Origin of the sequence: Corynebacterium callunae (genome assembly GCF_046592015.1) — a bacterium.
Lineage (GTDB): Bacteria > Actinomycetota > Actinomycetes > Mycobacteriales > Mycobacteriaceae > Corynebacterium > Corynebacterium callunae_A.
Map to the genome: position 1 here is coordinate 1 of NZ_JAWVOB010000019.1, position 6083 is coordinate 6083.

The window sequence follows — 6083 nt, forward strand, 5'->3', positions numbered from 1 at the left end:
TATCACCGCCGGTGGCCAGACCTTAGACTTCTACCTCTCACCAAAACACAACGTAGCGGCAGCGAAGCGTTTCCTGGCCAAGGCCCTCAGATCCAATGCGTCAGCCGGGTATCCCAGAGTGATCAACACCGATAAAGCACCCTCCCTAGCCAGGGCAATCGCCGAGTTGAAGTCAGAGGGAATCTGCCCGCCAACAGTGGAACACCGGCAGGTGAAATACCTCAACAACATCCTGGAAGGCGATCACGGGCGGCTGAAGCGGATCCTCGGACCGAAGGGTGCATTTAAGAACTTCGACGTCTGCATATCGGACGTTGAAAGGGATGGAAGCGATGCACTCATTGCGAAAAGGGCAGGGCACGATGTTTGCCCTCACGGGCAACCGAACCCGGACGCGGCCATCGTCAGTCGGGCATTCGAGACTACTTAAGCGCCCCGGAGCAAGTACAACTGATGTCCCGAGGCGGGGCTCTTCGACCCTGGCCTAACTTTGCAACAGCACCTACTGATCTCCCCATGGTGCAGATCCGGGTGTCCCAGTTCCTGGGAAGTGGGACACCCTTAACGGCAATGGTGTGATGTGGTTTTCAGAACTCGTCTGCACTGGCAGCATCTTGCGACCAGGGGGAGTGCAGTCGGCTTCTGAAAACCACAGCTCCAGGGAACTGAGACACCTTCCCGGAAACCTACGTTCTCCCCTACGGCGCGGAGTTGCTGCAGTCAGTGAGCGGGTTATCGTGGAACTCATGACAGGCAGCGAGGTTACGGACGCATACGGCTCCCAAGCGGGGGACGTCGCGAACATGTTGGGCACTGTGGTTTCCGCTGAAGATCCCGATCGCATCATGATCGAGTCATGGGCTAACACCGTCTCCGGCACGATTCTCGATATCGGCTCAGGTACCGGACGCTGGAGCGGTCACCTCGCAGAGCTGGGACACACCATCGCGGGATTCGAGCCAGTCGAGCAGCTAGTCGAGATCGCCCGTAGAGCCCACCCCGACGTTCAGTTCCGGCTCGCCTCGATCGATGACCTCGTCGGTTCCGAAGAGCGGTGGTCCGGCATCCTGGCCTGGTACTCGCTGATCCACCTGGGCCCCGACAAGCTCCCGGACGTGCTCACCACGCTCCGCCGGGTTCTGGAGGACGGGGGGACCGCTCTGATTTCGTTCTTCTCCGGTCCCCGGCTCGAGGCATTCAGTCACCCGGTGACGACTGCCTACCGCTGGCCGATGGAGCACATGACCCGTGCGCTCGAGCAGGCCGGTTTCGAGGTGACGGGTCAGCACTGGGACCCCTCAGCTCTTCATGCCGTCGTTACTGCACGAGCGGATTCCGGCCGATGAACCCCGACGATTCGGGGAGTTCTGCTTCAACGTCAGATCCGAATCAGACCCGTTTGGTCGCTACAGAACTACGTAGCAACTCCCGCTCTGGCAGTACTTAACGCAAGTGCAACCACAACGGTAAATCAGGTGCCGGAACCACAGCAATCCTCCCCGAACCTCTCGGAGGTGCTCCGCGATAAGCAAAACCGGTCGTAGTGGTCACGGTAGGCTGGCAATACGACAAGTCGGTGACTAAGCCCCTCTCCCGTGATCAAAGCGCGAAAAGGAATCCCTGGATGGAATCTGCAGGACGACCCCAAGTGACGCCGTTAGAACAAGGCGCACTGTTTGACACCAAGCGGATGGAAGCCACGTCGGGAATCTCGTGGCCCAGACACAGAGCATCAATGGAATCTGTGCTCGTCGTCACCGAGGGGCGATGCATCGTTAAATTCCCTGATGCGGATCATGGGGTGCGCGCCGGAGACAGCGTCGTCATCCCCGCTGACGTCTGGCACGAGATCGTGGCAGATCCAGACTTCACGGCGGTTCACATCATGCCGAAGGACATCCGGTTCACGTTGTCCCAGTGACTGTCCCGCCCATCCCGGGGTGATTCGTCCCGAATGCGGTTGACCATGGACAAGCCCCGCCGGGAAGACCTGGAGGAAACCGGCGGGGCAGGTATCAGGGGTTGGCTACGGGGTGAGTGCTTCCTGCGCGGCCTGTGCGACGGGTAGGTCGGCCGCGGTGTCGTCCTTTTCCAGGGTCGGGCGCAGCAGCAGCATGGCGATGGCGATGACCAGCAACACGCTAGCTTCGTGGACAAGCATGCCAATCGACATGGTGACCCCGCCCAGCAGCACGCCGGCGAGCAGGACCGCGACGGTCAGCAGGGCAATACCGATGTTGACCCGCATCGTGCGCACCGTCCGCTTGGCCAGCCCCAGGGCATACGGCAAGCGAGGCAACCGGTCGGCCATCAGCGCGATGTCCGCGGTCTCGATCGCGGCCGGTGACCCGGCAGCACCCATCGCCACACCGATATCGGCGGTGGCCAGGGCCGGGGTGTCATTGACACCGTCACCGACCATGGCCACGGTGCGACCGGCTGCCTGCAACTCCTTGACCAGGGTCAGCTTGTCCTCCGGCATGAGCTCCGCGTGGACTTCATCGACGCCGAGCTCAGCGGCGACGTTCTCGGCCACGCGCCTCGCGTCACCGGTGGCCATGATGACCTTGACTCCCTTGTCATGCAGGGACTTGATCGCGGCCGGGGCGTCAGTTCGGATGGTGTCGGCCACTGCCACAATGCCGACCGGGTGACCGTTAACACCGACGTACATGGCGGTCCTGCCCTGCTCATTGAGTTCCAGGATGCGGGTGGCCTCCGGAATCTCGTCGAGCAGATCCGCGGAACCCACGGCGATGGTGAGGTCATCGACCTGGGCACGGATGCCCTTACCGGCGACCGGTTCGGCCGCTTCGACCATCTCCACGGCCAGGCCGCGGTTTTCTGCGCCGCGGAGGATCGCCTCTGCCAGCGGGTGCTCAGACGCTGTCTCGGCACGCGCAGCCAGAGTAAGCACCTCGTCTTCGTTGTAGGAAGGGTCGAGCACGTCAACATTGGTCAGCTCGGGGCGGCCATTGGTCAGGGTGCCGGTCTTATCGACGACCACGGCATCGACCTTGGCGGAGGTCTCCAGGTATTCACCGCCCTTGATCAGGACGCCGTCCTTGGCGGAGCGGCCGATGCCAGCGACGATCGATACCGGGATCGAGATGACCAGGGCGCCAGGGCACCCGATGACCAGCAGAGTCAGGGCCAGTTCGACGTTCATGGTCAGCAGGCCGACGACCAGGGCGCCGATCATGACACCGGGGGTGTAATAGGTGGAGAACTTCTCCAGGAAGGTCTGGGTCTTGGCTTTATCATCTTGGGCGTCTTCGACGCGGTGGATGATCTTGGCCAGGGTGGAATCAGAGCCGATACCGATGGCCTCAACGCGCAGCACACCGGAGCGCAACCAGGTGCCGGCAAAGACCTCGGAGCCCTCGAACTTCTCGGCCGGAACGGATTCGCCGGTGATGGTGGCCTCATCCACACCGCCGGTACCGGAGATAACGTGGCCGTCAACTGGGATCTGTTCACCGTTTTTGACCAGGACGACATCACCGGGGGTCAGTTCCCAGATCTCGACGGTCTCGGGCTCGCCGTCGCGCAGGACGGTGGCGGTTTCCGGTGCGGAATCCACCAGGTCCGACAGGGCCTTACGGGTGCGGTTCATCGTCGCCTTCTCCAGTGCCTTGCCCAGGGCGAAGAGGAAGGTGACGGCCGCCGATTCCCAGTAGTTGTTGATGAATAGCGCACCGACGGCGGCAACGATGACCAGCAGGTCGATTGAGATCATCTTAATGCGCAATGCCTGGATGGCGGAGACGGCGATCTGGTAGCCGGCGACCACGGCCGCGGCGATCATCAGCAGATCGGATCCGGTGATCCAGGACAGAACAATCAGCAGTCCTGAGATGATGACGATACCCCAGGTTTTCCAGGTCTTCATGGCGATTCTTCCTTTAGTTGCGAAGGTGCATTTCCTTGATACTTCTTAAGTTAGGGGCTTTCCGGATTAACTTCCTTGACGTGGATCAAACAACCATGAACTAGTCTGACCTGGGGCAGAGAAGATAGGGAGCGACTTCACAGCGACTGCAGAGTGCACGGCGACAGCCCGCCGGCACCATCAGGGTGCGGGCGGGCTGTCGGGGTCAGAGGCCGGAAGGTTAATCGGTGGTCTAGATGGCTGAGGGCTTGGCGGTGTAACCGACAGCGGCTACTGCCTCGACCAGGTCGCGCACCGACACCTGGGCAGGGTCGTGGGTAACCAGGATGCGGCCGGAGGAAAACTTCACCTCCGCAGACTCCACACCGTCCAGGCCGTTCAGCTTGTTCTCGATTTTGCTGATACAGCTCGGGCAGGTGAACTCATCGGAACGCAGGGTGGTGTTCTTCAGCGTGGTCGGGGCGGTCATGATAACCAGGTCCTCTCTTCTTGTGATGTCTTGTTCCTTGCTGACATCTCTAACGATAAGACCCATCCCGGTTTAGTTCCTTGACCTGGATCAAACAACGGGAAACCGACCTGAGCAGGTGTTATTCGCCATCAATCAGATCTTCGAGAGCGTCCCGGTCAAGGATGGCGACCCATTCTCGGCCGGAGTTGATGATCCCGGTTTTCTTCATCTTCGCCATCGCCCGGGAGGCGGATTCAACGGTGGTGCCGGCCATGCCGGCAATATCGTCACGGCGCAGACGAACCTGCAGCAGGCTCGAGCCATCCTGCTGGTGCTCGCCGAACTTACCGTCTAGGCGGCGCAGGGCGGCACCGACCCGCTGCTCAACGGTTGTGGTGGTTTGTCCGACGTCGCGTTCCCGGGACTGGGTGAGATGCTCCTGCTGCATCCGCACGATCGACAAGGCTAGCGTGGGGTGGCGTGTGATCACCTCCGCCAGGGAATCGGCGGGCAGGTATAACGCGCAGGTGGTCTCCATCGCCCAGGCAGAGTCGACGGCCTGGGAGGGGTGGGTGTACAGCGGGCCGATCACATCCCCAGGGGCGGCAATATCAACGGTAATCTCACGCCCGTCGATAGTGTCCCGGGTCACTCGTGCCCGGCCGGCGACGAGCAGATAGCTGCCTGTGATCTCATCACCGGCGAGGATCACCGGGTCGCCCTCCGCCCACGACCAGGCGCTGAGATATTGATCCAGGTCCCGGTGCTCGTCTACATCCATGTCTCGGGACAGCGGGGACCTGGCCATGGCCTTGAGCCGGACCTCTGGTGAGCAGTGATGAGGCTGGGCACAGCTACGCCGGACCGGATTCTGTGACATGGTCTCCATATTATCGCCTTCCCCGACACGTAGTGGCCGGACGTGGTGCAGCTACGCAGCGGGCATGATCGGGGCAGTGGCGGTGTGGTCAGTGTCGGCGACCACGGCGGCCAGCTCCGCCACGGTGACCGCGGCCGGGTCATAGGTGAACAGAACAGCGACGGAGGGGAAATCTACCCCCACGGCCTCCACGCCCTCGAGGTCACTGAGCCTGACGGTGATCTCGGCCAGACAACTCGGGCAGGAAAACTGTTCGGAACGCAGGGTCGCATTCGTGAACATGGCTGGGGGATGCATGGCAAACGGCTCCTTATCGTGAGGTACTGCGCTTTCCGTGCGGACACCCCTAAAGATACGGGTGCTGTTGCAAAGTTAGGCCAGGGTCGAAGAGCCCCGCCTCGGGACATCAGTTGTACTTGCTCCGGGGCGCTTAAGTAGTCTCGAATGCCCGGTTGCCGATCACCGCGTCCGGGTTCGGTTGCCCGTGAGGGCAAACATCGTGCCCTGCCCTTTCCGCAAGGAGTGCATCGCCTCCATCCCTTTCAACGTCCGATATGCAGACGTCGAAGTTCTTAAATGCACCCTTCGGTCCGAGGATCCGCTTCAGCCGACCATGGTCGCCTTCCAGGATGTTGTTGAGGTATTTCACCTGCCGGTGTTCCACTGTTGGCGGGCAGATTCCCTCTGACTTCAACTCGGCGATCGCTTTGGACAGGGAGGGTGCTTTATCTGTGTTAATCACTCTGGGATACCCGGCTGACGTGTTCGACCTTAGAGTCTTCGCCAGGAAACGCTTCGCTGCCGCTACGTTGCGTTTTGGTGAGAGGTAGAAGTCTAAGGTCTGGCCACCGGCGGTGATC

6 protein-coding genes and 2 pseudogenes are annotated in these 6083 nt (G+C 61.2%); 3 read left to right on the top strand and 5 right to left on the bottom strand.

What is annotated here, in order from left to right:
* The 3 genes and pseudogenes from SFC07_RS13130 to SFC07_RS13140 all read left to right on the top strand — a co-directional run.
* Positions 1 to 430, top strand: a pseudogene (locus SFC07_RS13130) (DDE-type integrase/transposase/recombinase); the annotation flags it as partial.
* A gap of 316 nt (positions 431 to 746) precedes the next feature.
* Positions 747 to 1346, top strand: a complete 600-nt coding sequence (locus SFC07_RS13135) for a class I SAM-dependent DNA methyltransferase (protein WP_411208766.1) — start codon at positions 747 to 749, stop codon at positions 1344 to 1346.
* Positions 1347 to 1624: 278 nt separating this feature from the next.
* On the top strand, positions 1625 to 1921 hold the full coding sequence (locus SFC07_RS13140; protein ID WP_411208767.1) for a cupin domain-containing protein: 297 nt from the start codon (positions 1625 to 1627) through the stop codon (positions 1919 to 1921).
* A gap of 105 nt (positions 1922 to 2026) precedes the next feature.
* Here the strand turns inward: SFC07_RS13140 and SFC07_RS13145 are convergent, their stop codons facing one another.
* The 5 genes and pseudogenes from SFC07_RS13145 to SFC07_RS13165 all read right to left on the bottom strand — a co-directional run.
* The gene (locus tag SFC07_RS13145; protein WP_411208768.1) at positions 2027 to 3892 is read right to left on the bottom strand and encodes a heavy metal translocating P-type ATPase; all 1866 of its coding nucleotides are present in this window, start codon (positions 3890 to 3892) and stop codon (positions 2027 to 2029) included.
* 232 nt (positions 3893 to 4124) lie between these two features.
* Positions 4125 to 4361, bottom strand: coding sequence for a cation transporter (locus SFC07_RS13150; RefSeq protein ID WP_131386794.1), 237 nt, complete (start codon positions 4359 to 4361; stop codon positions 4125 to 4127).
* Positions 4362 to 4482: 121 nt separating this feature from the next.
* Entirely contained in the window at positions 4483 to 5223 is a 741-nt protein-coding gene (locus tag SFC07_RS13155; RefSeq protein ID WP_411208769.1) for a Crp/Fnr family transcriptional regulator, read from the bottom strand.
* Positions 5224 to 5274: 51 nt separating this feature from the next.
* Entirely contained in the window at positions 5275 to 5520 is a 246-nt protein-coding gene (locus tag SFC07_RS13160; RefSeq protein WP_411208770.1) for a heavy-metal-associated domain-containing protein, read from the bottom strand.
* A gap of 133 nt (positions 5521 to 5653) precedes the next feature.
* Positions 5654 to 6083 (bottom strand): annotated as a pseudogene (locus SFC07_RS13165) (DDE-type integrase/transposase/recombinase); the annotation flags it as partial.

Coding starts and splice junctions, on each gene's coding strand:
- SFC07_RS13135 (WP_411208766.1), top strand. CDS start 747: ATGACAGGCAGCGAGGTTACGGACGCATACGGCTCCCAAGCGGGGGAC.
- SFC07_RS13160 (WP_411208770.1), bottom strand. CDS start 5,520: ATGCATCCCCCAGCCATGTTCACGAATGCGACCCTGCGTTCCGAACAG.
- SFC07_RS13140 (WP_411208767.1), top strand. CDS start 1,625: ATGGAATCTGCAGGACGACCCCAAGTGACGCCGTTAGAACAAGGCGCA.
- SFC07_RS13150 (WP_131386794.1), bottom strand. CDS start 4,361: ATGACCGCCCCGACCACGCTGAAGAACACCACCCTGCGTTCCGATGAG.
- SFC07_RS13155 (WP_411208769.1), bottom strand. CDS start 5,223: ATGTCACAGAATCCGGTCCGGCGTAGCTGTGCCCAGCCTCATCACTGC.
- SFC07_RS13145 (WP_411208768.1), bottom strand. CDS start 3,892: ATGAAGACCTGGAAAACCTGGGGTATCGTCATCATCTCAGGACTGCTG.